This window comes from Dietzia sp. 111N12-1, assembly GCF_001658045.1.
Classification (GTDB): Bacteria; Actinomycetota; Actinomycetes; order Mycobacteriales; family Mycobacteriaceae; genus Dietzia; species Dietzia kunjamensis.
The window spans coordinates 152,355-174,553 of record NZ_LSSV01000049.1 but is presented as its reverse complement, the minus strand read 5'-3'; the positions used below and the strand labels follow the sequence as shown (position 1 = coordinate 174,553).

General features: G+C 70.4%; 19 protein-coding genes. 3 read left to right on the top strand and 16 right to left on the bottom strand.

All coding sequences use genetic code 11. The annotated features are described in order from the left end of the window. Positions 1-12: 12 nt before the first annotated feature. The 4 genes from ruvX to AYO52_RS12710 form a co-directional block, all read right to left on the bottom strand. Positions 13-525: a Holliday junction resolvase RuvX gene (gene ruvX, locus AYO52_RS12720; RefSeq protein ID WP_082923988.1), complete on the bottom strand. Its 513-nt coding sequence runs from the start codon at positions 523-525 to the stop codon at positions 13-15. Next, positions 522-3,182, bottom strand: coding sequence for an alanine--tRNA ligase (gene alaS, locus AYO52_RS12715; RefSeq protein WP_067717910.1), 2,661 nt, complete (start codon positions 3,180-3,182; stop codon positions 522-524). The genes ruvX and alaS overlap by 4 nt, the downstream gene beginning before the upstream one ends. Positions 3,183-3,385: 203 nt before the next feature. Next, entirely contained in the window at positions 3,386-3,562 is a 177-nt protein-coding gene (locus tag AYO52_RS18345) for a hypothetical protein (RefSeq protein WP_156523604.1), read from the bottom strand. Positions 3,563-3,614: 52 nt separating this feature from the next. Then, positions 3,615-5,015, bottom strand: coding sequence for a replication-associated recombination protein A (locus AYO52_RS12710; RefSeq protein WP_082923987.1), 1,401 nt, complete (start codon positions 5,013-5,015; stop codon positions 3,615-3,617). A gap of 130 nt (positions 5,016-5,145) precedes the next feature. On the opposite strand from AYO52_RS12710, the gene AYO52_RS12705 reads away from it, so the two are divergent. After that, entirely contained in the window at positions 5,146-6,447 is a 1,302-nt protein-coding gene (locus tag AYO52_RS12705; protein ID WP_067717908.1) for an alkaline phosphatase family protein, read from the top strand. Positions 6,448-6,474: 27 nt separating this feature from the next. Here AYO52_RS12705 and aspS read toward each other — a convergent pair whose 3' ends face one another. Then, positions 6,475-8,274: an aspartate--tRNA ligase gene (gene aspS, locus AYO52_RS12700; protein WP_067717905.1), complete on the bottom strand. Its 1,800-nt coding sequence runs from the start codon at positions 8,272-8,274 to the stop codon at positions 6,475-6,477. Positions 8,275-8,509: 235 nt separating this feature from the next. Between aspS and AYO52_RS12695 the strand changes: the two genes are divergently transcribed. Next, entirely contained in the window at positions 8,510-9,433 is a 924-nt protein-coding gene (locus tag AYO52_RS12695) for a neutral zinc metallopeptidase (protein WP_067717902.1), read from the top strand. A 90-nt stretch (positions 9,434-9,523) separates the two neighbouring features. Here AYO52_RS12695 and hisS read toward each other — a convergent pair whose 3' ends face one another. Both hisS and AYO52_RS12685 read right to left on the bottom strand, forming a co-directional pair. Continuing rightward, the gene (hisS, locus tag AYO52_RS12690) at positions 9,524-10,804 is read right to left on the bottom strand and encodes a histidine--tRNA ligase (RefSeq protein WP_067717899.1); all 1,281 of its coding nucleotides are present in this window, start codon (positions 10,802-10,804) and stop codon (positions 9,524-9,526) included. Between the two features lie 46 nt (positions 10,805-10,850). Beyond that, positions 10,851-11,516: an MBL fold metallo-hydrolase gene (locus tag AYO52_RS12685; RefSeq protein WP_067717896.1), complete on the bottom strand. Its 666-nt coding sequence runs from the start codon at positions 11,514-11,516 to the stop codon at positions 10,851-10,853. 210 nt (positions 11,517-11,726) lie between these two features. Between AYO52_RS12685 and AYO52_RS12680 the strand changes: the two genes are divergently transcribed. Beyond that, positions 11,727-12,650 carry a peptidylprolyl isomerase gene (locus tag AYO52_RS12680; protein ID WP_067717893.1) on the top strand — a complete coding sequence of 308 codons (924 nt, stop codon included), beginning with the start codon at positions 11,727-11,729 and terminating at the stop codon, positions 12,648-12,650. A gap of 134 nt (positions 12,651-12,784) precedes the next feature. On the opposite strand, the gene AYO52_RS12675 is transcribed toward AYO52_RS12680, so the two are convergent. The 9 genes from AYO52_RS12675 to AYO52_RS12635 form a co-directional block, all read right to left on the bottom strand. Beyond that, positions 12,785-15,178 carry a bifunctional (p)ppGpp synthetase/guanosine-3',5'-bis(diphosphate) 3'-pyrophosphohydrolase gene (locus tag AYO52_RS12675; protein ID WP_156523603.1) on the bottom strand — a complete coding sequence of 798 codons (2,394 nt, stop codon included), beginning with the start codon at positions 15,176-15,178 and terminating at the stop codon, positions 12,785-12,787. Positions 15,179-15,224: 46 nt separating this feature from the next. After that, positions 15,225-15,782: an adenine phosphoribosyltransferase gene (locus AYO52_RS12670; RefSeq protein ID WP_067717887.1), complete on the bottom strand. Its 558-nt coding sequence runs from the start codon at positions 15,780-15,782 to the stop codon at positions 15,225-15,227. Continuing rightward, entirely contained in the window at positions 15,779-16,840 is a 1,062-nt protein-coding gene (secF, locus tag AYO52_RS12665) for a protein translocase subunit SecF (RefSeq protein WP_067717883.1), read from the bottom strand. The genes AYO52_RS12670 and secF overlap by 4 nt, the downstream gene beginning before the upstream one ends. Beyond that, positions 16,837-18,537 carry a protein translocase subunit SecD gene (gene secD, locus AYO52_RS12660; RefSeq protein ID WP_253695904.1) on the bottom strand — a complete coding sequence of 567 codons (1,701 nt, stop codon included), beginning with the start codon at positions 18,535-18,537 and terminating at the stop codon, positions 16,837-16,839. The genes secF and secD overlap by 4 nt, the downstream gene beginning before the upstream one ends. 72 nt (positions 18,538-18,609) lie before the next feature. Beyond that, entirely contained in the window at positions 18,610-18,918 is a 309-nt protein-coding gene (gene yajC / locus AYO52_RS12655; protein WP_067717877.1) for a preprotein translocase subunit YajC, read from the bottom strand. A gap of 89 nt (positions 18,919-19,007) precedes the next feature. Continuing rightward, on the bottom strand, positions 19,008-20,126 hold the full coding sequence (gene ruvB / locus AYO52_RS12650) for a Holliday junction branch migration DNA helicase RuvB (protein ID WP_067717874.1): 1,119 nt from the start codon (positions 20,124-20,126) through the stop codon (positions 19,008-19,010). Continuing rightward, positions 20,126-20,725: a Holliday junction branch migration protein RuvA gene (ruvA, locus tag AYO52_RS12645; protein WP_067717871.1), complete on the bottom strand. Its 600-nt coding sequence runs from the start codon at positions 20,723-20,725 to the stop codon at positions 20,126-20,128. Before ruvA ends, ruvB begins: the two co-directional genes overlap by 1 nt. Continuing rightward, a complete protein-coding gene (locus AYO52_RS12640) occupies positions 20,722-21,381 on the bottom strand; it encodes a crossover junction endodeoxyribonuclease RuvC (RefSeq protein ID WP_067717868.1) in 660 nt (219 codons plus the stop codon). Before AYO52_RS12640 ends, ruvA begins: the two co-directional genes overlap by 4 nt. A gap of 61 nt (positions 21,382-21,442) precedes the next feature. Beyond that, a complete protein-coding gene (locus AYO52_RS12635; protein WP_067717865.1) occupies positions 21,443-22,195 on the bottom strand; it encodes a YebC/PmpR family DNA-binding transcriptional regulator in 753 nt (250 codons plus the stop codon). Positions 22,196-22,199 lie beyond the last annotated feature (4 nt).

Below are 22,199 nucleotides of genomic sequence, written 5' to 3'. Positions count from 1 at the left end.
CCGAGGGGTCGCTCATCGGCGGGCGTGCCGCGAGTCGATCCAGGCCTGGAGCAGGACCACGGCGGCCGCCTGGTCGATCACGTCGCGCTGTTTCCGCGTGTTGCGGCCGGCGCCGTGCAGTGCCGAACTCGCGGTCACCGTCGTCAGCCTCTCGTCGACGAGGTCCACCGGCAGGTCCGGCGCCCCGGCCGTCAGGGCGGTGGCGAACGAGCGGGCCATCGCGGTGGACGCGGTCTCCCGGCCCTTGAGCGAGGTGGGCAGCCCGACCACCACTCCCACGGCGTCGTACTCCTCGACGAGCTCGGCGAGACGCCGGAGCTCACTGGCCCACCCGGGGTCGCCGTCGGTGACCTTGATGGTCTCGACGGGGGTGGCGAGGATCCCGTCGGGGTCACAGGAGGCCACACCGATGCGGGCGGTGCCCACGTCCAGTCCGAGCCGACGGCCGCGGGTCCATCCGCCGCCGGACGTGGCGGGCCCGGCTAGCCCGGCTGGCCCGGCCGCGGCGCCCGGGGCGTCGGTCATCCGGCGTCCCGGACGGCGTCGCGCAGCGCGGACACCGCGGTGTCGATCCCGGCCGGGTCGGACCCGGCACCCTGCGCCATGTCCGGCTTGCCGCCGCCGCGAGCGCCGAGCGAGGGCGCGATGGCCTTGACGAGATCGCCGGCTTTGAGTCCGCGATCCTGCGCGGCGGGGCTGACGGCGATGACGAACGGGACCTTGTCCTGCGCCGGGGCGGTGAGGAACACGACCCCGGCGTCCGAGCCGAGCCGTCCCTTGAGATCGGAGGCGAGGGTGCGCAGGTCTCCCGCGGCGCCGCCGGGGGTGCTGTGCGCCAGGAACCGGATGCCACCGAGGTCCTCGGCCGAGTTCAGCAGGTCGCCGGCCTGGGCCGCGAGCTGGGAGGCCCGCAGGGATTCGAGCACCCTCTCGGCCTCACGCAGTTTCGCGGTGAGGGCGGCGACGCGGTCGGGCAGCTCGTCGGCGGGCGCCTTGAGCGAGGCGGCCAGCCCGGACACGAGCGCCCGCTCCCGGGCCTGGTGGCGGTACGCGTCCATGCCCACATAGGCCTCGACACGCCGGATCCCGGAGCCGACGGACGCCTCCCCCAGCAGGCTGACGGGCCCGATCTGCGCGGAGCTGGACACGTGGGTCCCGCCGCACAGTTCCATGGAGAAGGGGCCACCGATCTCCACCACGCGGACCCGGGAGCCGTAGTTCTCGCCGAACAGGGCCATGGCGCCCATGCGCTTGGCCTCCTCGAGGGTGGTCTCCACGGTGTTGACCCCGTAGTCGGCGTCGACGGCGGTGTTGGTGACCTCCTCGACCTGCGCCAGGACGTCGGAGGGGATCGAACCCGACCAGTTGAAGTCGAACCGCATGTAGCCGGGCCTGTTGAGCGAACCGGCCTGGACGGCCTCCGGGCCGAGGATCTGCCGCAGTGCGGCGTGGACGAGATGGGTGGCGGAGTGGCCCTGGGTGGCGCCCTTGCGCCACTCGGGGTCGACGGCGGAGGTGACGAGCTGACCGGCCTCGGCCTCGCCGCCGGTGAGGACGCCCTTGTGCACCCAGAGCTTCTTGCCGATCTTCTGGACGTCGTCGACCCGCATCTGGAAGCCGGCGGTGGAGATCATGCCTCGGTCGCCCAGCTGTCCGCCGGACTCGGCGTAGAACGGGGTGCGGTCGAGCAGGAACTCCACCGCGTCCCCCTCGCGGGCGACGTGGACGGCCTCGCCGCCGGAGACGATGCCCAGCAGCCGCGACTCGTCGGTCAGGTCGGTGAAGCCGGTGAAGACGGTCTCGCCGGCGTCGAGGAAGTCACGGTAGACGGACAGGTCGGCGTGGGCGTGCTTCTTGGCCCGGGAGTCGGCCTTGGCGCGGGCGCGCTGCTCGGACATGAGCGAGCGGAAGCCCTCCTCGTCCACCTGCAGCCCGGCCTCGGACGCCATCTCGAGGGTGAGGTCGATCGGGAAACCGTGCGTGTCGTGCAGAGCGAACGCCTGGCGGCCGGTGAGCACCGCGGCGCCCGACGACCGGGCGTCGGAGGCGGCGCGCTCGAACAGCTGCGTCCCGGACTCGAGGGTCTTGAGGAACGCGACCTCCTCGGCCACCGCGATCCGCTCGATCCGGTCGTACCCGGAGACGGTCTCGGGGAAGGACGGCCCGATCGCGTCGCGGACGGTGGCCATGAACTCGGCCATCGTCTCGCCGGTCGCCCCGAGCAGTCGCACGGAGCGGACGATGCGACGCAGTAGACGGCGCAGGATGTACCCGCGGCCCTCGTTGCCGGGCGTCACGCCGTCGGAGATGAGCATGTAGGCGGTGCGGGCATGGTCGGCGACGACGCGGAACCGCACGTCGGCGGCGCCGTCCGCACCGTACTTCGCGCCGGACAGTCGCTCGGCGGTCTTGATGACCGGGCGCAGCAGGTCCGTCTCGTAGACGTTCTCCACGCCCTGGAGCAGGAACGCGACGCGCTCGACGCCCATGCCGGTGTCGATGTTCTGCCTGGGCAGCGGGCCGAGGATCTCGAAGGCGTCCTTGCCGGTGCCCTCCCCTCGCTCGTTCTGCATGAACACGAGGTTCCAGATCTCGATGTAGCGGTCCTCGTCGGCCTCGGGCCCGCCGTCCACCCCGTAGGCGGGCCCACGGTCGTAGAAGATCTCCGAGCACGGTCCGCACGGGCCGGGCACGCCCATGGACCAGTAGTTGTCCGCCATACCGCGGCGTTGGATGCGCTCCTCGGGCACCCCGATCACGTCCCGCCAGATGCCGTGGGCCTCGTCGTCGTCGAGGTACACGGTGACCCACAGCAGCGCGGGGTCGATCCCGAACCCGTCCTCCTCGACCGGGGTGGTCAGCAGCGACCACGCGTGCCGGATGGCGCCTTCCTTGAAGTAGTCGCCGAAGGAGAAGTTCCCGGCCATCTGGAAGAAGGTGTTATGGCGGGTGGTGATGCCCACCTCCTCGATGTCGAGGGTGCGCACGCACTTCTGGATGGAGGTCGCGGTGGCGTACGGCGGGGTCTCCTGGCCGAGGAAGTAGGGCTTGAACGGCACCATCCCGGCGTTGACGAACAGCAGGTTGGGATCGTCCAACACCAGAGACGCACTGGGGACCTCGGCGTGGCCGGCCCTGACGAAGTGCTCGAGGAAGCGGCGCCGGATCTCATGGGTCTGCACTGGGGGCCTCACTGGTCGTCTACTGGTGGTCTCGGGCGAGGTCCCAGCCTACCGCCGCGCCCGGGCGGGACCGGGAACGAGGTGGGCCGGCACGACCTGACGACGACGACGAGGTGGGCGGCCGCGTGAACGCCTGCGGGCGCCCACCCGGCCGAACCGGCGGATGGGCGCCCGGTGCAGGGCGGGCCCTGCCTGATGGGAGGTCAGCGCGGCATCGGGGGCAGGACGATGCCGAAGTTGGCGGCGGTGATGAACGCCTCCCGGGGCAGGAGCCCCATGCTGTGTGCCCCCGTGCCCCAGACCCCGATCGAGGTCGCGACACTGACGAGCGTGGACAGGAGATAGGCCATGGTTTCCTCCAGGGTGAGCGGCGTGGTCACAGTGCCTGGTCAAGCACTTATTAACGATACTCACATATTTCTCAAGAACTGGCTACGTCTCTGTTCGTATGATCTTCCGTAGCTTGTCCACCCGCGCACCCAGGTCCCGCTCGTGCCCGTGGGGGCTGGGCTCGTAGTAGTCACGCCCCACCAGTTCGTCGGGCGGGTACTGCTGCGCCACGACCCCGGCGGGCGCGTTGTGGGCGTAGCGGTAGCCCACCCCGTTGCCGAGGCCCTTCGCCCCGGCGTAGTGGCCGTCCCGCAGATGCTTGGGCACCTCGCCCACCCCGCCCGCGCGGACATCGGCCATCGCGGCGTCGATCGCGGCGATGACCGCCTTGGATTTGGGGGCCGTGGCGAGGTGGATGGTGGCCTGCGCCAGCGCCAACCTGCACTCCGGCAGTCCGACCTTCTGCACGATCTCGGCGGCGGCCCCCGCGGCCAGCAGCGCGGTGGGGTCGGCCATCCCGATGTCCTCACTGGCGTGGACCATGAGGCGCCGGGCGATGAACCGCGGGTCCTCCCCCGCGACCAGCATCCGCGCGAGGTAGTGCAGGGCGGCGTCCACGTCGGACCCGCGGATGGACTTGATGAACGCGCTCGTGACGTCGTAGTGCTGGTCCCCGTCGCGGTCATAGCGCACCGGCGCGGCGTCCAGGCTCAGCTCCACGATCTCCGGGGTCACCACCCCGTCCTCCGCTGCCCCCGCCGCCGCCTCGAGGATCGTGAGGCTGCGTCTGGCGTCGCCCCCCGACAGTCTGACGATGTCCTCCACCGCCTCGTCCGTCAGCTCGACCTCGCCGGCCAGGCCCCGCTCCTCGGCCACCGCGCGCCTCAGGACGCCGGCGACACCCGCGTCGTCCAGCCCCCGGAGCTCGGCGATGAGGGATCGACTCAGCAACGGGGCGATCACGGAGAAGTGGGGGTTCTCCGTGGTGGCGGCGACCAGGAGGACGATGCCGTTCTCCACCGCGGCGAGCAGGGCGTCCTGCTGACTCTTGGAGAACCGGTGCACCTCGTCGATGAACAGGACCGTGCGCTGACCGTGCACCTGGCGGGTGCGGGCGTCGTCGATGACCGCGCGGACGTCCTTGACCCCCGCGCTCAACGCGGACAGCGCCACGAAGTGCCGACCCGAGGTGCTCGCGACGAGGTTCGCGAGCGTCGTCTTCCCGGTACCCGGCGGACCGTAGAGGATCAGCGAGGAGCCGCCGCGCCCCTCCACCAGCCGCCGCAGCGGGGAGTTGGGCCGCAGGAGGTGCTCCTGGCCGATCACCTCGTCGAGGGTCCGCGGCCGCATTCGCACGGCCAGCGGTGCGGACGGGTCCACGTCCCCCGCCGCGGGCGGGAGGGGCGCGTGTCCGCCCGCGTCCCCGGCGGCGAACAACCCGGCATCGTCTGTCACGCCGACCAGGCTACCGGCGGGCCCGGACTCCGACCCCCGGGTGAACATTCGGCGTCCGATCACCGAAAGTGCGGGCAGCCCTCGTCGTCGTCGGGTTCCCTGGTGGTCGGGTGTGTCACGTCCTACGCCGGGCACACCGCCCCGCCAGCCACCACCCGACCGTCAGGACCCCAGCCCCATGTGCCGCGACGACAACCCCACCCACGGACCCACACTCACCCGTCGTGAGGCGCTCGCCGGCGCCGGCATGGTCGCCGCCGGCGCCGTCGGGGTGACCCTGCTCGCCGACCCCGCCCCCGTGTGGGCGAACCCGGTGCGCCCGGTGGCCGACGACCTCGACGTCTACGTGATCGTCACCGACGGCATGAGGCCCGACGAACTCAACCCGGCCCAGGCGCCCACCCTGCACCGATGGGCCACCGAGGGGACGCGGTTCACCGACGCCTCCTCCGTGATGATCGCCGAGACCCTGCCCAACCACGCCGCCATGGTCACCGGGGTGCTGCCCGCGCGCAACGGGGTGCCCGCGAACGCCATCTGGGACCACGCGATCGGGGACGAGAGGACCCTCGACCGGCCCGACGACCTGCGGGCGGCCACCGTGCTGGACCGCATCCGGACCGAGGCGGGTCTGACCACCGCGAGCGTGCTCAGCAAGGACTACCTACACGGCCTGTTCGGCGGCCGCGCGAGCGTGCAGTGGGCACCCTTCCCGCTGGTGCCGGTCACCGACCACTCGCTCGACTGGTTCACCGTCGAGGCCCTCAAGCAGACCATCACCGACCACGCCCCGCGGATGACGTTCGTCAACCTCGGCGACATGGACCGCTTCGGCCACATGGACCTGTCCGGCACCTCACTGCGACTGGCCCGCAACCAGGCGGTGTACAACTCGGACCACAAACTCTGGGACCTCGAGCAGTACCTGCGGTCCACCGGCCGGTGGGAACGATCGGTGCTCATCGTGCTGGCCGATCACGGCATGGACTGGTCGGAGCCGCTGCGCCTCATCAGTGCCGCCGGCGCGATCGACGCCGACCCCGCGCTGCGCGGGCGCGTCGGGATCGCCCAGAACGGGGGCGCCGACACCTTCGCCCACCTCGGCCCCGCCGGAGAACGCGAGGCGACCCTGGCGCGCCTGCGTGAGGTGGTCGGCGCGCTCCCGGGCGTCAACCGCCTCTACGATCCGGCCGAACTCGACCTGGGCGAGCGCGGTGGCGACCTCGTGGCCACCTGTCATCCGGGATGGCGGTTCTCCGACCCCACCCCGTTCTCCAACCCCATCCCCGGCAACCACGGACACGAGGTCACGCTCGGCATCCCGTTCTTCATCGCCGGCGGGCACCGGATCGTCCGCCGGGGGCAGGTCGTCGACCGTCCCGTGCGCACCCTCGACGTGGCGCCGACGGTGGCCCGGCTGTTCGGACTCGACCACTCCGGGATGGACGGGCGCCCGGCGCTGGAGGCGTTCCACCTCTGAGACGCCCGGGGCCGCCCGCCCCGGGTACTACTCGGCTGCGGCCCCGTCCTGGGCGGCCTGCCCGCGCTGGACCGGCTTGGCGTCGATGCCGGACTCCTTGCGCTGCTGGGTGGTGATCGGCGCGGGAGCGTCGGTGAGCGGGTCGACCCCGCCGCCGGACTTGGGGAAGGCGATGACGTCGCGGATGGACTCGGTTCCGGCCAGCAGCGCACAGATGCGGTCCCAGCCGAAGGCGATGCCACCGTGCGGGGGGGCGCCGTAGGAGAAGGCGTCGAGCAGGAACCCGAACTTCTCCTGCGCCTCCTCCTGCGAGATGCCCATGACGCCGAAGACCCGCTCCTGGACGTCCTTGCGGTGGATACGGATCGACCCGCCACCGATCTCGTTGCCGTTGCACACGATGTCGTAGGCGTAGGCCAGCGCCGATCCCGGATCGGTGTCGAACGTGTCGAGGTGCTCGGGCTTGGGTGAGGTGAACGCGTGGTGCACGGCGGTCCACGCACCGGAACCGACGGCCACATCGCCGGCGGCGGTGGCGTCGTCCGCGGGCTCGAACATCGGGGCGTCGACGACCCAGGTGAACGCCCACCGGGTGGGGTCGATCAGGCCGAGCTTCTCGGCGATCTCGCCGCGTGCCGCACCGAGGAGCGCCCGGGTGGACTTGACCGCTCCGGCGCCGAAGAAGATGCAGTCCCCCGGCTCCGCGCCCACGTGCGCGGCGATCCCGGCGCGCTCGGAGTCCGACAGGTTCTTGGCGACGGGGCCGCCCAGCTCGCCGTTCTCACCGACGAGGATGTACGCCAGGCCCTTGGCGCCTCGCTGCTTGGCCCACTCCTGCCAGGCGTCGAGCTGACGACGGGGCTGCGACGCCCCGCCCTTCATGACGACCGCGCCGACGTATGGCGCCTTGAACACCCGGAACGGGGTGTCGGCGAAGAACTCCGTGCACTCGACCAGTTCGATGTCGAACCGCAGGTCGGGCTTGTCCGAACCGTAGCGACGCATCGCCTCGTCGTAGGTCATGCGCGGGATGGGGGTCGGGATCTGATGCCCGGCGGTGGCCCACACCTCGGTGAGGATCTCCTCGGCCACGGCGATCACGTCGTCCTGGTCGACGAAGCTCATCTCCACGTCCAGCTGCGTGAACTCCGGCTGCCGGTCGGCGCGGAAGTCCTCGTCCCGGTAGCAGCGGGCGAGCTGGTAGTACTTCTCCATCCCGGCCACCATGAGCAGCTGCTTGAACAGCTGCGGCGACTGCGGGAGAGCGTAGAACGTCCCCGGCTGCAGGCGGGCGGGCACGAGGAAGTCGCGGGCCCCCTCGGGCGTCGAGCGGGTCAGCGTGGGCGTCTCGATCTCCACGAAGTCGTGGCGCGCCATGACGTTGCGGGCGGCGGCGTTGACCTTCGACCGCAGGCGCAGTGCGGCGCCCGGGCCCTCGCGCCGCAGGTCGAGGTAACGATGGCGCAGACGCGCCTCCTCACCGACCTCGTCGTCCAACTGGAACGGCAGGGCCGCGGCCTCGCCGAGGACCTCGAAAGAGGTCACGTCGACCTCGACCTCGCCCGAGGCGAGGTTGGGGTTCTCCGACCCCTCCGGGCGGCGGTCCACCACGCCGGTCACGGCCACGCAGTACTCGTTGCGGAGGCGGTGTGCGCGCTCAGCGACGTCCTCCGAGCGGAACACCACCTGGCAGACGCCGGTCGAGTCGCGGAGGTCGACGAAGATGACCCCGCCGTGATCCCGGCGGCGCGCGACCCAGCCGGCCAGGGTGATGGTCTCCCCTGCGTCGGCGGCTCGGAGCTGGCCGGCGGAATGGGTGCGCAGCACTGCGGTTGTCCTCTCGTCGGGAAAAGTCGTGTGGTCGGCGAACTCCGGAACGGACCCACCGCCGGATGAGCGGTCGGCCCCGGGTTCGGACGAGGGACAGTCTACGTCCACCCCCGGGTGTTCCCCGTGTCGGCTGTGACGGCGTACCGCCGGCCCATACAGTGATCCGACAAGCACCGTGGTGGTGCGGCGTGCCCGGGTGGACCGGCGGCCGGTGTGGACGAGAGGTGACGATATGACGTTCCGGCAGGGCGGGAGACTGGACACCAGCGGGGTCTCCGGCGGGGGCCGAGGGGGTCGCCGGGGGATGGCGGTCGGTGGGGGTGTCAGTGGCCTCGTCGTCGTCGTCATCGCGTTGTTCCTCGGCGTCGACCCCGGCCAGCTCGGACTCGACGGCGGTGGCACGGACCCGGGCGCCACCGGCGGCCGGGCACAGACCTCCGACTCGGCGCAGCAGTTCCAGGCCCACATCGACCAGTGCGACCTGCAGCAGGCCAACACCGACACCATCTGCCGCGTCGTCGCCACCACCGAGAGCCTCGAGGACGTGTGGAACACACAGTTGCCCGACCAGATCGGGATGCGCTGGGTCCAGCCCCACACCACCATCTTCACCGGTGCCGTCGACACCGGATGCGGTGGCGCCTCCTCCGACATCGGACCGTTCTACTGCCCGGCCGACGAGGGCGTCTACCTCGATCCGGCGTTCTTCGACCGGGTCCTCGTGCGCCAGCTCGGTGGCCCACCCTCCGGCGCGGCGCAGATGTACGTCGTCGCCCACGAGTTCGGCCACCACCTGCAGACCATGCTCGGCGACATCCGCCGGTCGCAGCAGGACCCGCAGGGCCCTTCCTCGGGTGCGGTCCGGGTCGAACTCCAGGCCGACTGCTACGCCGGCCTGTGGGCCCACTACGCCACCTCGACCCCGGCGCCCGACGGCGGCCCGCCGCTGCTGGAGAGCCTCACCGGGAGCGACGTGGACGCGATCGTCCGGACCGCCGAGGCGATCGGCGACGACCACATCCAGCGCACCGGCGGCGCCCGTGTCGACCCGGGCTCGTGGACCCACGGGTCATCGGAGATGCGCCGACAGTGGTTCCTGACGGGCTACGAGCAGGGCTCGATGCAGGCCTGCGACACCTTCCGCGCACAGCTCTGAGGCGCCCGGCTCTGAGGCGCCCGGCTCTGGCGCGCGTAACCCTGACGCGTGGGCGGGGCCCGGTCGCTCGATCGCGCCGGACGGTCGGGTTCAGCGGGAGACGGCCCTGGTCACGTGGTCGACGAGACCCTCCAGGGGCACCGGTTCCTGCTCACCGGTGGCCATCGTCTTGACGACGGCCGTGGAGGTGGCCAGTTCGTTCTCCCCGACGACGACGGTGATCGCCGCGCCGGAGCGGTCCGCGGCCTTGAAGGCGCCCTTCATGCCGCGGTCCCCGTACGCCATGTCCGCGCGGAGCCCGCTGCGGCGGAACTCGGCGAGGACGGGCACCAGAGTCGCCTTGGCCTGCGCGCCGAGAGCCACCGCGTACACATCGACGCGCCCCTCGGCCGCCGGGTCGATCCCCTCGGCCTGCAGTGCCAACACCGTCCGGTCCACACCGATACCGAACCCGATGCCGGACAGCGCCTGGCCGCCGAGCTGCTCCATCAGGCCGTCGTAGCGGCCGCCGCCACCGATCCCGGACTGGGCGCCGAGGCCGTCGTGCACGAACTCGAAGGTCGTCTTGGTGTAGTAGTCCAGGCCCCGCACCATGCGGGGATTGACCTCGTACGCGACGCCCAGGGCGTCCAGGTGCGCCCGAACGGTCGCGAAGTGCTCGGCGCTCGCGTCCGACAGGTGATCGATCATCAGTGGAGCGCCCTCGAGCTGGGCACGCACCTCGGGGCGCTTGTCGTCCAGGACGCGCAGCGGATTGACCCGAGCGCGTTCTCGCGTCGCCTCGTCGAGGTCCAGCCCGGTGAGGAAGTCCTGCAGCCGCTCCCGGTAGTCGGGGCGGCACGTCTCGTCTCCGAGTGAGGTGAGCTCGAGGCGGAACCCGGTGAGCCCGAGGGAGCGGAACGCCTCGTCTGCCACGGCGATCACCTCGGCGTCCAGGGCCGGGTCGTCGACGCCGATCGCCTCGATGCCCACCTGCTGGAGCTGACGGTACCGGCCGGCCTGGGGGCGCTCGTACCGGAAGAAGGGGCCCGCGTAGCAGAGCTTGACCGGGAGCTGGCCCCGGTCCAACCCGTGTTCGATCACCGCGCGCATGACCCCGGCCGTGCCCTCGGGGCGCAGGGTGACGCTCCGGCCGCCCCTGTCGGAGAACGTGTACATCTCCTTGGACACCACGTCGGTCGACTCCCCCACGCCGCGCGCGAACAACGCCGTGTCCTCGAAGATCGGCAACTCGACGTGCCCGTACCCGGCGCGCCGGGCGGCGGTGGTGATGGCGTCCCGGACCGTCACGAACCCGGCGGACGCCGGAGGCACGTAGTCGGGAACACCCTTCGGTGCCTTGAGTGCGGTCTTCTTGGCGTTGCCGGTCACTGGTGAGGCGTCCTTGGGTCTCGAGGGGCGGGTGGGGCTGGTGGGTCTAGAGGTCACGCAGGAACGGATTCGACCGACGCTCACGACCGATGGTCGTGGACGGCCCGTGCCCGGGCAACACGACGGCGTCGTCGTCCAGGACGAGGAACTTCTTGGCGATGGACTGCATGAGCACCTCGGTGTCCCCCGCGGGCAGGTCGGTGCGTCCCACACCGTCCTGGAACAGTACGTCCCCACCGAGCACGACCAGCCGGGGTCCGTCCTCGGTCTGCACGGTGATCCGGAACGAGACCGAGCCGGGGCTGTGACCCGGGACGTGGTCCACGTCGAAGGTCATCGACCCGATGGTGAGGGTGTCGCCGTCGAACACCTCGATGACCTCGGCCGGCTCCGTGAAGGTGACGCCCTTGAGCATCGCCGACAGGTCGAGCGAGAGGCCCTTGCCCGGATCGGAGAGCATCTCGCGGTCCTCGGGGTGGATGTAGGCGGGGACCCCGTAGTGATCCGCCACCTGCCGCGCGTTCCAGATGTGGTCGAGGTGCCCGTGCGTTAGCAGGACCGCGCGGGGTCGGAGCCCGGCCTCGGAGATCTGACGGCGGACCTGTTCCTCCGCGTCCTGCCCCGGGTCAACGACCACACAGTCGCCTGCGTCGTCCGCCACGATGTAGCAGTTGGTCTGGAACATCCCGGCGGGGAAACCGACGATCTGCACGTCCCGTACTCCCTTTCTCGACACTGTCGGCGCCATTCGGCGCCCGGTGCCGGGCAACGGCGCCCGACACCGGAGTGGCGTTCGGCCGTCACTACCCGACCTGGTAGACAAGGACCTTGGGCTGGACCGCCGCGTGGGGCTCTTCACGGAGCCCCACCGTACGGGTCCGCCCGTGGAGTCCCAGCCTAGTCCAGGTCCCCAGGAGGGTCAGTGTCCACCAACCAGGAACGCCGAGCCGAGGCGCGCCAACGTCTGCGTGAGCAGATGGAGGCGCAGGCGCGCCGCGAGAAGCAGCTGAAGATCGCCGGTGCCTCGGTCGTGGTGGTGGTCCTCCTCGGCATCGTGGGCGTCGTGGTCTGGAACAAGGCGGAACAGTCCCGCGCCGAGCAGTACGCCGCCGACTGGGTGACCTGCGAGTACCCGCAGGACACCAGTCCCATGGAGAAGGTCGACCCGGCGGAGTTCGAGGACCAGGGGCCCGAGATCGTCGCCGAGGCGCGTCGTTTCAACGAGCAGGTCGACGAGATCGAGGAGTCCAAGCGCGAGATGGACCCCCCGACCGGGGACCAGCCCAGGAGAGGGACGGCCGAGATCGTGGTGGCCACCGGTAGCGGCGAGATCCCCCTGACGCTCGATCGTGAGGGCGCCCCCTGCAACGTCGCGAGCTTCGTGCACCTCGCCGAGCAGGAGTACTTCGACGACACCGAGTGCCATCGACTGACGCAGGGCGGGGAGGGTTCGCAGCTCTCGGTCCTGCAGTGTGGTGACCCGACGGGGACCGGGCTCTCGGGCCCCGGGTACTCGATCGTGGACGAGCCGCCCACCGACCTCCCCGTGGCCGAGGACGGTTCGGGGATGTCGGTCTACCCGCGGGGCACGGTCGCCATGGCCAAGTCGCAGGCGCCGAACAGCGCCGGGAGTCAGTTCTTCCTCGTGTACGAGGACTCCATGCTGCCGCCCGAGTACTCCGTGATGGGCACGATCGGCGAGTCCGGTCTGGAGGTCCTCGACGAGATCGCCGATGCCGGGACCAAGAGCGACGACCAGAGCGATCCGGACTACGAGGCACCGCGCCGCCCAGTGGTCATCGAGAAGGTCACGGTCGGCGCCCAGGAGGGCCTGCCCGAGGCGTGAACCCGTAGCACCCGGCCGTGAGCACCGGCCCCGGCCTCCCGGCCGGGGCCGGCGTCGTCCCACCGGGTCCGCGTCGTCCCACCGGGTCCGCGACCGCCGGCCGCGGAGGGGTCGGTCAGCCGCGGAGGCGTCGGTCAGTTCGAGGTCATCCGGTAGACGTCGAAGACGCCTTCGACCTTGCGGACCGCACCGAGGACGTGACCCAGGTGTTTGGGGTCGGCCATCTCGAAGGTGAACCGGGAGATCGCCACCCTGTCGTCGCCCGCGGTCTGCACCGAGGCGGAGAGGATGTTGACCTTCTCGTCGGCCAGGACCTTGGTGATGTCGGAGAGCAGACGGTGGCGATCGAGGGCCTCCACCTGGATGGCGACGAGGAACACCGCGCCCGGCTGGGGCGCCCACTCGACCTTGACCAGTCGCTCCGGCTCCCGGTGCAGGTCGGAGGCGTTGGTGCAGTCGGTGCGGTGCACGCTGACCGAGCCGCCGCGCGTGATGAAGCCCAGGACCTGGTCCCCCGGCACCGGGGTGCAGCAGCGGGCGAGCTTGGCGTGGACGTCCTCCACTCCGCCCACGAGTACGCCGGCCCCGGAGGTCGTGGGGCGGGGCGGGGTCATGGTCTTGTCACGGGACCGGTCGGCGAGTTCCTCGGTGACCTCGTCCACGCCGCCGTGGGCGGCGATGAGACGACCGACCACGGTCTTGGCGGAGACGTGGTTCTCCCCGATCGCCGTGTAGAGCGCGGTGACGTCGGCGAATCCGAGTTCGCGGGACACGCCGGCGAGCGACTCGTTGGAGAAGATGCGGTGGACGGGGACCCCGCCGCGTCGGACCTCACGGGTGATGAGGTCCTTGCCCCGCTCAAGGGCCTCCTCGCGGCGCTCCTTGGCGAACCACTGCCGGATTGAGCTCTTGGCACGGCCGGAGACCACGAACTTCTGCCAGTCCAGGCTGGGGCCGGCATTGAGGTCCTTGGAGGTGAAGACCTCCACCACCTCGCCGTTCTCGAGCGGGCGCTCGAGGGCGACGAGTTTGCCGTTGACCCGCGCCCCGATGCAGCGGTGCCCGACCTCGGTGTGGACCGCGTAGGCGAAGTCCACGGGTGTGGCACCGACCGGAAGGTTGATGACGTCTCCCTTGGGGGTGAAGACGAAGATCTCCTTGCTGGTCATCTCGAAGCGCAGGGAATCCAGGAACTCGCCGGGATCGGCGGCCTCGCGCTGCCAGCTGAGCAGTTGCCGCATCCACGCCATCTCGTCGACCTCGGCGGGGTCGCCGTTGTGCTTGCCGCGGGTCTCCTTGTAGCGCCAGTGCGCCGCGATGCCGTACTCCGCGTTGCGGTGCATCTCGTGGGTGCGGATCTGGATCTCGAGGGGTTTGCCGTCGGGTCCGATCACGGTGGTGTGCAACGACCGGTACACGCCGAAGCGGGGCTGGGCGATGTAGTCCTTGAACCTCCCCGGCATCGGCTTCCACGTCGAGTGGACGACCCCGATCGCGGCGTAGCAGTCGCGAACGTCCTCGCACAGGACACGGATGCCCACGAGGTCGTGGATCTCGTCGAACTCCCGACCGCGCACGATCATCTTCTGATAGATCGACCAGTAGTGCTTGGGTCGGCCCTCGACCCGGGCCTGGATGTGGGCCTTCTCGAGGTCCGCCCTGACCCGGTTGGTCACCGTTTGCAGGTAGACGTCGCGGCTGGGGGCCCGGTCGGCCACGAGCCGGACGATCTCCTGGTACTTCTTCGGCTCGAGGATCGCGAAGGCGAGGTCCTCGAGTTCCCACTTGATGGTCGCCATCCCCAGCCGGTGCGCGAGCGGGGCGATCACCTCGAGGGTCTCCCTCGCCTTCTTGACCTGCTTCTCGGGCGGCAGGAACCGCATCGTGCGCATGTTGTGCAGGCGGTCGGCCACCTTGATCACCAGGACGCGGGGGTCGTGTGCCATCGCGATGATCATCTTGCGGATGGTCTCCGCCTCGGCGGCCTCGCCGAACTCGACCTTGTCCAGCTTGGTGACGCCGTCCACCAGATGGGCGACCTCACCGCCGAAGTCGGCTTCCAGCCGCGCGAGCGAGTAGTCGGTGTCCTCGACCGTGTCGTGCAGCAGCGCTGCCACGAGCGTCGTGGTGTCCATACCCATCTCCGCGCAGATGGTCGCCACGGCGAGTGGGTGGGTGATGTAGGGATCGCCGGATTTGCGGTAGACGCCCTCGTGTTGCTTCTCCGCGAGGGTGTACGCGCGTGCCAGCAGACCGACGTCGGCCTTGGCGTGGTGTATCCGGTGGACGCGCACCAACGGTTCGAGAACCGCCGGCGTGGAGGTGACGGTCAGACCCGAGGTGAGGCGGCGAGCCCACCGCGCACGCACCCGTCGACCGGCGGACGGACGGTTGCCCGGGATCACGGGGAGCGGTTGGGTCGAGGGTTGGGGTGTCGGGGGCTGGGGAGTCGGGGGCTGGGGCTGAGCCATCTGTCCGGGGCCCGCGCCCCCGTCCGGCTGCCCGGCCGGGTCCTGCCGTTGTGTCATCTCCGGCTCCTCCCTCCAGTTCCGGGCCGTCAGTAACGGCCGACGGTCACGCGACCGTGAGGCAGGTCAGCGGTGTGGCGGCCAGTCTATCCCGCCCCCCGAGGCCGGGGACCTCGAGCACCACGGACAGCCCCGCGACGATCGCCCCACAGTCCTCCAGCAGACCGACCGCGGCGGTGAGAGTCCCCCCGGTGGCGAGGACGTCGTCGACGACGAGGACGCGCTTCCCCCTGAGGTCGAGCCCGTCCGCGGGGAGTTCCAACGTGGCGGCGCCGTATTCGAGCTCGTAGGACCGCGAATGCACCGGTGGCGGGAGCTTGCCGGCCTTGCGGATGGCCAGGACACCGGTGTGCAGACGTACGGCTGCCGCGCCCGCGAGCAGGAACCCGCGGGCGTCGAGCCCGGCGACGTAGTCCACACTGCCGATCTCGTGCCCGGCGATCAGCCCGGCGACGACGGCATCGAAGCCGTCGGCATCCGCCAGGACCGGGGTGAGGTCGCAGAACTGGACGCCCGCGGATGGGAAGTCCTCGACGCGACGCATCAGCCGTTCCACGGCCGAACTGATGGCCGGTGGGACGGGGGTGAGGGCTGGTTCGGTCATGCGGCGGTCTCGGCCTTCTCGCGTCGGGCCAGCACCTTGGCGGTCTGGCGTCTGATCTCCGGATCGCGGTTTTTGAGCGACACCAGCAGGGGTGTGGCGAGAAAGACCGAGGAGAAGGTGCCGGTGATGATCCCCACCATCTGGACGAGTGCCAGGTCCATCAGGGTCCCCACCCCGAGGATCCACACCGCGATCACGACCAGCGCCAGCAGGGGCAGCACGCCGATGATGGTGGTGTGTATCGAACGCATGAGGGTCTGGTTGACACCCAGGTTCGCCTCTTCGGCGTAGGTGCGGCTCGCGGTGTGTCTGATGCCGCGGGTGTTCTCCTCGACCTTGTCGAACACGATCACCGTGTCGTACAGCGAGAAGCCGAGGATGGTCAACAGGCCGATCACGGTGGCCGGGGTGACCTCGAAGCCGACGAGTGAGTAGACGCCGGCGGTGGTCAGTACGTCGAACAGCAGGGCGACGATGGCGGCGGTGGCCATCCGCCATTCGAAGCGGAAGGCGATGTAGCCGAAGACGATGACGAGGAACACCCCGAGTGCGATCAGTGCGTTCTCGGTGACCTGTCCTCCCCAGCTCTCGGATCGCGCTGAGTCGCCGATCGCCTCGACCGACGCGTCTCCGTCGGCCGTGACCGGCTGGAACTCCTCGTAGAGCGCGTTCTTGGCCGCACGGATCTCGTCGCTGGTGAGGAATCGTGTCTCCACCTCGACGATGCGCGCGTCCCCCGCTCCGACGATCTGGACCGTCTGGGGTTCCTCGCCCACCGACTCCTCGACCACCGCGGCCACGCGGCTCTTGTCATGGTCGGCTGCGGGCATGGTGAGCTTCGTGCCACCGGTGAAGTCGATACCGAAGCTGAAGCCACGGAAGATGATGCTCGCCAAGCAGATCGCGACGATCACGGTGGTGAGGACGTAGAACCTCCGGCGATTCGGGACGATGCCGAACGCCCCGGTCCCCGTGTAGAGCCGCGTGAACAGGCTGTCGGTCCGGCCGGCGGGGGCGGTGGCGCCACTCTCGGCCGCGGTGGTGGTGGGAGTGCTCATCGGCCCTCCTCCTCATCGGTGGCGGGACGCTCGGTGCGCGGCTCGGTGATGGTGTCGCCGCCCGGGCCGCGGATGGCCGCGGTGACTCCCCGGTGCGGCCCCGGCTCGGCGTCGCTCTCGGCCTTCCGGTCGAGGCGGCGCTGTTCCGCTGCCGCTGCCTGGAGGTTCTCCATCCGCCCCATCCCGTTCGCGGAGGGCTTGGCGAAGGTGGGTTTGGTGGAGGCCAGGTAGACGAGCGGCCAGGTCACGGTGAACGCGACGAACACGTCCATGATGGTCGTGAGGCCGAGGGTGAACGCGAAACCGCGCACCTCGCCGCTGGCCAGCAGGTAGAGCACGACCGCTCCGATGAGACTGACCATGTTGCCGGTGATGATGGTGCGGCTGGCGCTCTTCCAGGCCCGTGGCACCGCGGATCTGAACCGGTGGCCGTCCCGCAGCTCGTCCTTGATGCGCTCGAAGAACACGACGTAGGAATCGGCGGTCATGCCGATACCGATGACGAGTCCCGCGATTCCCGCGAGGTCGAGGCTGTAGTCGACGGTGTATCCGAGGAACACCAACAGGACGTAGGTGAGCAGGAACGACAGGGCCAGCGAAATGAAGGCCAACACGCCGAGCAGTCGGTAGAAGAAGGCGGAGTACGCCAGTACCAGCAGGAAGCCGATGGCGCCGGCGAGCAGGCCGGCCTCGAGCGAGGCCAGACCGAGAGACGCCGGGACGTTGTCGACGTTGGGGTCCTCGAAGGAGATGGGCAGGGCGCCGTAGCGCAGGTTCGCGGCGAGGGACGCCGCCTCGTCCGTGCTGAAGTCACCGGTGATGGAGGTCGCCGAACCGACCGGCGTGACGCCCTGTACGACGGGAGCGCTGATGACCTCGCCGTCGAGGACGATGGCGATCTGCCGCTGGAGGTTCTCCTGCGTCAGGCGCGACCAGGTGGCGCTGCCCTGCTCACCGGGTCCGGCGTTGAACCGGAACGAGACCTCGTTCTTGGCGGCCTGCTGGTTGAACCCGGAACTGACGGAGTCCTTGACGATCTGTTGCCCGTCGAGTCGCTTCCCGTCCTCCGGTTCCCCGATGAGCAATGGGACGGGACCGAGGACGTACTTCGCACCGTCACCACAGGCGATGAGGGCCTGGGACGGGTCGTCGAAGCCGGCCAGGACATCGCGCTCCGGGCAGCGGAACGTCGAGAGCGTCTGGGCGAGTTCCTGCGGGTCGCCCTGACGGACCTCGCGGGCCTCCTCGACCTCCCTGGCGACGGCGTCGCGGTCCCCCTTGGCGGCGGGCACGGGCTCGACATCGCCCTCGGCGACGGGCTGGACCTGCAGCACGGGACGGATCGTCAGCTGTGAGGTGGTGCCGAGATCACGGGCCTGGCTGGAGTCCTCACCGGGCACCGTGAGGACGATGTTACTGCCCTCGATGACGACCGAGGTCCCGGCGACGCCGAGCCCGTCGACCCGGTCCCGGATGATGTCCTGGGCCAGTTTTAGGTCCGCCTCGTCGGGGTCTCCCTTGGGGATCAGCGTGACGCGGGTACCGCCCTGCAGATCGATGCCCAGCTTCGGCGTCAGGCCGCGCTCGGCGACGGCGAAGGCGCCGAGGAAGAAGATGAACAGCACCAGGAAGAACGCGGACAGCAGCGCCCACGGTCTGGGGCGGGCGTCGGCGCCTCGAGGACGAGCTGGTGACACAGGTGATCTCTCTCGGTCTTCGTCTGGGGCCTCCGGCCGGAGGGCCCCATTACACTACTCGCCGGTCGTGGCCTACAGGGAATCCGCGGCACCGGTGCCGGTGTCGGCTCCGGGGGGCGTGCCGGTGTCGAGCTTCTCGCGGATGACCCGACGGTCCCACTGGGTGTGGACACCCTCCGCGATCTCCAGTTCCACGGTCTCGTCTCCCACGGAGACGATGGTTGCGCGGAGGCCCGAGGTGGTGAGCACGCGATCACCCGCCGTCAGTGAGGCCTGCATCTCCCGCATGTCCTTCATCGCCCTGCGTTGTCTCGTGCTCTGCAGGACCATCAGCACGATCAGCACGACGATCATCAACGGCAGCAGCAGTTCCAGTCCCATTCGGGTCCTCCTGACATGGACCCGCCGGTTCCGGGTCGCTGGCGGGTCCGGGCTACGGACGGTCTCGTCCGAGGATGCCAGCCCGGGGCTCAGCCGCGCGCGCCGGGGCCCCGGTCGACCTCGACCGGCAGCATCGGCTGCCCGGCCGCGTTGTCGGAGCGGGTGAGCCCCAGGTGGTCCCACGCCGCGGCGGTGGCGATTCGCCCGCGCGGGGTGCGTGCGAGCAGACCGGCGCGGACGAGGAAGGGCTCGCAGACCTCCTCGAGGGTGGTGGACTCCTCCCCCACGGCCACCGCCAGAGTGCTCAGTCCGACGGGCCCGCCCTCGTGTTGGACGAGGAGCGCCCTCAGGACCGCGCGGTCGAGACGATCGAGCCCCAGTTCGTCCACTTCGTACACCTCGAGGGCGGCCCTGGCGACGGGCACGGTGATGCGACCGTCGGCCCGGACCTCGGCGAAGTCACGGACCCGCCGCAGGAGCCGGTTGGCGATACGGGGTGTGCCCCGCGACCGGCCGGCGATCTCCAGCGCGGCATCGGGCTCGACGGGGATGGCGAGGATGTCCGCGGCGCGGGTGACGATCCTGGCGAGGTCGGTGTCCGTGTAGAAGTCCATGTGCGCGGTGAACCCGAACCTGTCGCGCAGCGGACCGGTCAACGCTCCGGATCGCGTGGTGGCACCGACCAGGGTGAACGGGGCGATCTCCAGCGGGATCGAGGTGGCACCGGGCCCCTTGCCGACCATGATGTCGATCCGGAAGTCCTCCATCGCGAGATAGAGCATCTCCTCGGCCGGGCGCGCGATGCGGTGGATCTCGTCGATGAACAGCACGTCGCCCTCAATGAGATTGGAGAGCATCGCGGCGAGGTCGCCGGGTCGTTCGAGGGCGGGACCGGAGGTGATCCGCAGCGATCCACCGAGTTCGGCCGCGACGATCATCGCGAGACTCGTCTTGCCCAGCCCGGGCGGCCCGGAGAAGAGCAGATGGTCGGGCACGACCCCACGGCGGGTGGCGGCGGTGAGCACGAGGTCCAGTTGTTCCCGGACCGTCTCCTGGCCGATGAACTCGCCCAGGCTGCGGGGTCGGAGGGCGCCCTCGACGTCGGTGTCGAACGGGGTCGCGGACGCGGACAGCTCGCCCTCCCGGTCCGTTCCGTCGTCGATGTTGGGGGAATACCCGTCGCCGGCCGCGTCGATCGGTCCCGCCATCAGCGCCTACCGAGTGACTTGAGAGCCAGCCGCAGGGCCTGCGCCGGGTCGAGGTCCGGCTCGGCGGCGAGCACCGCGGTGGCGGTCTTCTCGGCCTCCGCGGAGGAGAAACCCAGGCCCTCTAGTGCCTCTGCGACCTCGGTCGCAGACGATCCGACGGTCGCGCCGCCCGGGATCCCCACGGAACCACCGTCCGCCACGGGCCCGACCTTGTCCTTGAGTTCCAGCACCATGCGTTCGGCGGTTCGCTTGCCGACGCCCGGGACCCGGGTCAACGCCTTGACGTCCCCGGTTCCGAGAGCTCGGACGAGGGTCTCCGGCTCGAGGGTCGCGACGATCGCCAGTGCCAGTCGTGGTCCGACGCCGGAGACGGTCTGGACGGTGAGGAACAACTGACGCGCGTCCACCGAGTCGAATCCGTACAGGGTGAGCGAGTCCTCGCGCACCACCAGCTCCGTGTGGAGCATCCCCTCCGCGCCGCGCCGGAGACCGGCGAGCGCCGCGGGGGTCGCGTGAACGAGCACCCCGACTCCCCCGGTCTCCACCACGCAGCGGTCCAGGCCGATCTCGGCCACGGTCCCCCGGATCGAGGCGATCACCAGCGCACTCCCTTCGTCCGCGCCATGCCCCGGGCCGCGGCCCGGGCGCGCTCCTGATCGGCGGCCGCGCTGCGACCACCGTGTGCGTTCGACGTGGCGGCGTCCCGTGCCGCCGCCACCTTCGACTCGAACCCGGCCCGGGACCGCGCGACGTGGCCGTCGAGCGCGGCGACCCGCCCCTGCATGGGTGCCCGCCAGCTGTGGCACACGGCCAGGGCGAGGGCGTCGGCCGCGTCCGCCGGGCTGGGTGGCTTCTGCAGGCCGAGGATCCGGGTGATCATCAGGGTCATCTGCTTCTTGTCCGCGCGCCCGCTGCCGGTGATGGCGGCCTTGACCTCGGAAGGCGTGTGGAAGGCCACCGGGATGTCGCGGTAGGCGGCGGCCAGTGCCACGACGCCGGCGGCCTGGGCAGTGCCCATGGCGGTGGAGACCTGGTTCTGGGCGAAGACCCGCTCGATGGCGACCACGTCCGGGCGGTGGATCTCCATCCACTCGTCCGCCACGGCGTGGACCGCCCGCAGGCGCCTCTCGAGTGGTTCCTGGGCGGTCGTCCGCACCACGTCCACGTCCAACGCCGTGACGGCCCGACCCGGCTCGGTCTCGATCAGCGCGAGCCCGCACCGGGTCAGTCCCGGGTCCACACCCATCACGCGCATAGCGACCTTTCGCCGACCAGTGGTAGAACCTACGTTCGAGACCCTACCAGTGGGCCGCCCGTCAGGCGTTGAGCGCCGCCAGCACGTCGTCCGGCACGTCGAGGTTCGAGTAGACGTTCTGGACGTCGTCGGAGTCCTCGAGCGCGTCGATGAGCTTGAAGACCTTGGTGGCGCCGTCGGCGTCGACCGTCACCTCGACCGAGGCGCGGAACCCGGACTCGGCCGAGTCGTAGTCGATGCCGGCCTCCTGGAGCGCGGTGCGCACCCGGACGAGGTCGGTGGGTTCGCAGACCACCTCGAACTGCTCGCCGAGGTCGTTGACCTCCTCGGCCCCGGCCTCGAGTACGGCCATGAGGACGTCGTCCTCCTCGAGCTCACCCTTGTCCAGCACGATCTCGCCCTTGCGGGTGAACAGGTAGGCCACCGAACCGGGGTCGGCGAGGTTGCCGCCGTTGCGGGTCATCGCCGTGCGCACCTCGCCTGCGGCGCGGTTGCGGTTGTCGGTCAGACACTCGATGAGCAGGGCCACGCCGTTCGGGCCGTACCCCTCGTACATGATGGTCTCCCACTCGGCGCCGCCCGCCTCCTCGCCGGCGCCACGTCTGCGCGCGCGCTCGACGTTGTCGCCCGGGACAGAGTTCTTCTTGGCCTTCTGGATGGCGTCGTAGAGCGTGGGGTTGCCGGCTGGGTCACCGCCGCCCGTACGGGCCGCCACCTCGATGTTCTTGACGAGCTTGGCGAAGAGTTTGCCGCGCTTGGCGTCGATCGCGGCCTTCTTGTGCTTGGTGGTGGCCCACTTGGAATGGCCTGACATGGGA

What these genes read in the sequence shown, in the direction of transcription:
- ruvX (WP_082923988.1), bottom strand. Translation starts at nt 525, where the DNA reads ATGACCGACGCCCCGGGCGCCGCGGCCGGGCCAGCCGGGCTAGCCGGG.
- AYO52_RS12710 (WP_082923987.1), bottom strand. Translation starts at nt 5,015, where the DNA reads ATGTTCACCCGGGGGTCGGAGTCCGGGCCCGCCGGTAGCCTGGTCGGC.
- AYO52_RS12705 (WP_067717908.1), top strand. Translation starts at nt 5,146, where the DNA reads ATGTGCCGCGACGACAACCCCACCCACGGACCCACACTCACCCGTCGT.
- AYO52_RS12695 (WP_067717902.1), top strand. Translation starts at nt 8,510, where the DNA reads ATGACGTTCCGGCAGGGCGGGAGACTGGACACCAGCGGGGTCTCCGGC.
- AYO52_RS12675 (WP_156523603.1), bottom strand. Translation starts at nt 15,178, where the DNA reads ATGACACAACGGCAGGACCCGGCCGGGCAGCCGGACGGGGGCGCGGGC.
- AYO52_RS12670 (WP_067717887.1), bottom strand. Translation starts at nt 15,782, where the DNA reads ATGACCGAACCAGCCCTCACCCCCGTCCCACCGGCCATCAGTTCGGCC.
- secF (WP_067717883.1), bottom strand. Translation starts at nt 16,840, where the DNA reads ATGAGCACTCCCACCACCACCGCGGCCGAGAGTGGCGCCACCGCCCCC.
- yajC (WP_067717877.1), bottom strand. Translation starts at nt 18,918, where the DNA reads ATGGGACTGGAACTGCTGCTGCCGTTGATGATCGTCGTGCTGATCGTG.
- ruvB (WP_067717874.1), bottom strand. Translation starts at nt 20,126, where the DNA reads ATGGCGGGACCGATCGACGCGGCCGGCGACGGGTATTCCCCCAACATC.
- AYO52_RS12640 (WP_067717868.1), bottom strand. Translation starts at nt 21,381, where the DNA reads ATGCGCGTGATGGGTGTGGACCCGGGACTGACCCGGTGCGGGCTCGCG.
- AYO52_RS12635 (WP_067717865.1), bottom strand. Translation starts at nt 22,195, where the DNA reads ATGTCAGGCCATTCCAAGTGGGCCACCACCAAGCACAAGAAGGCCGCG.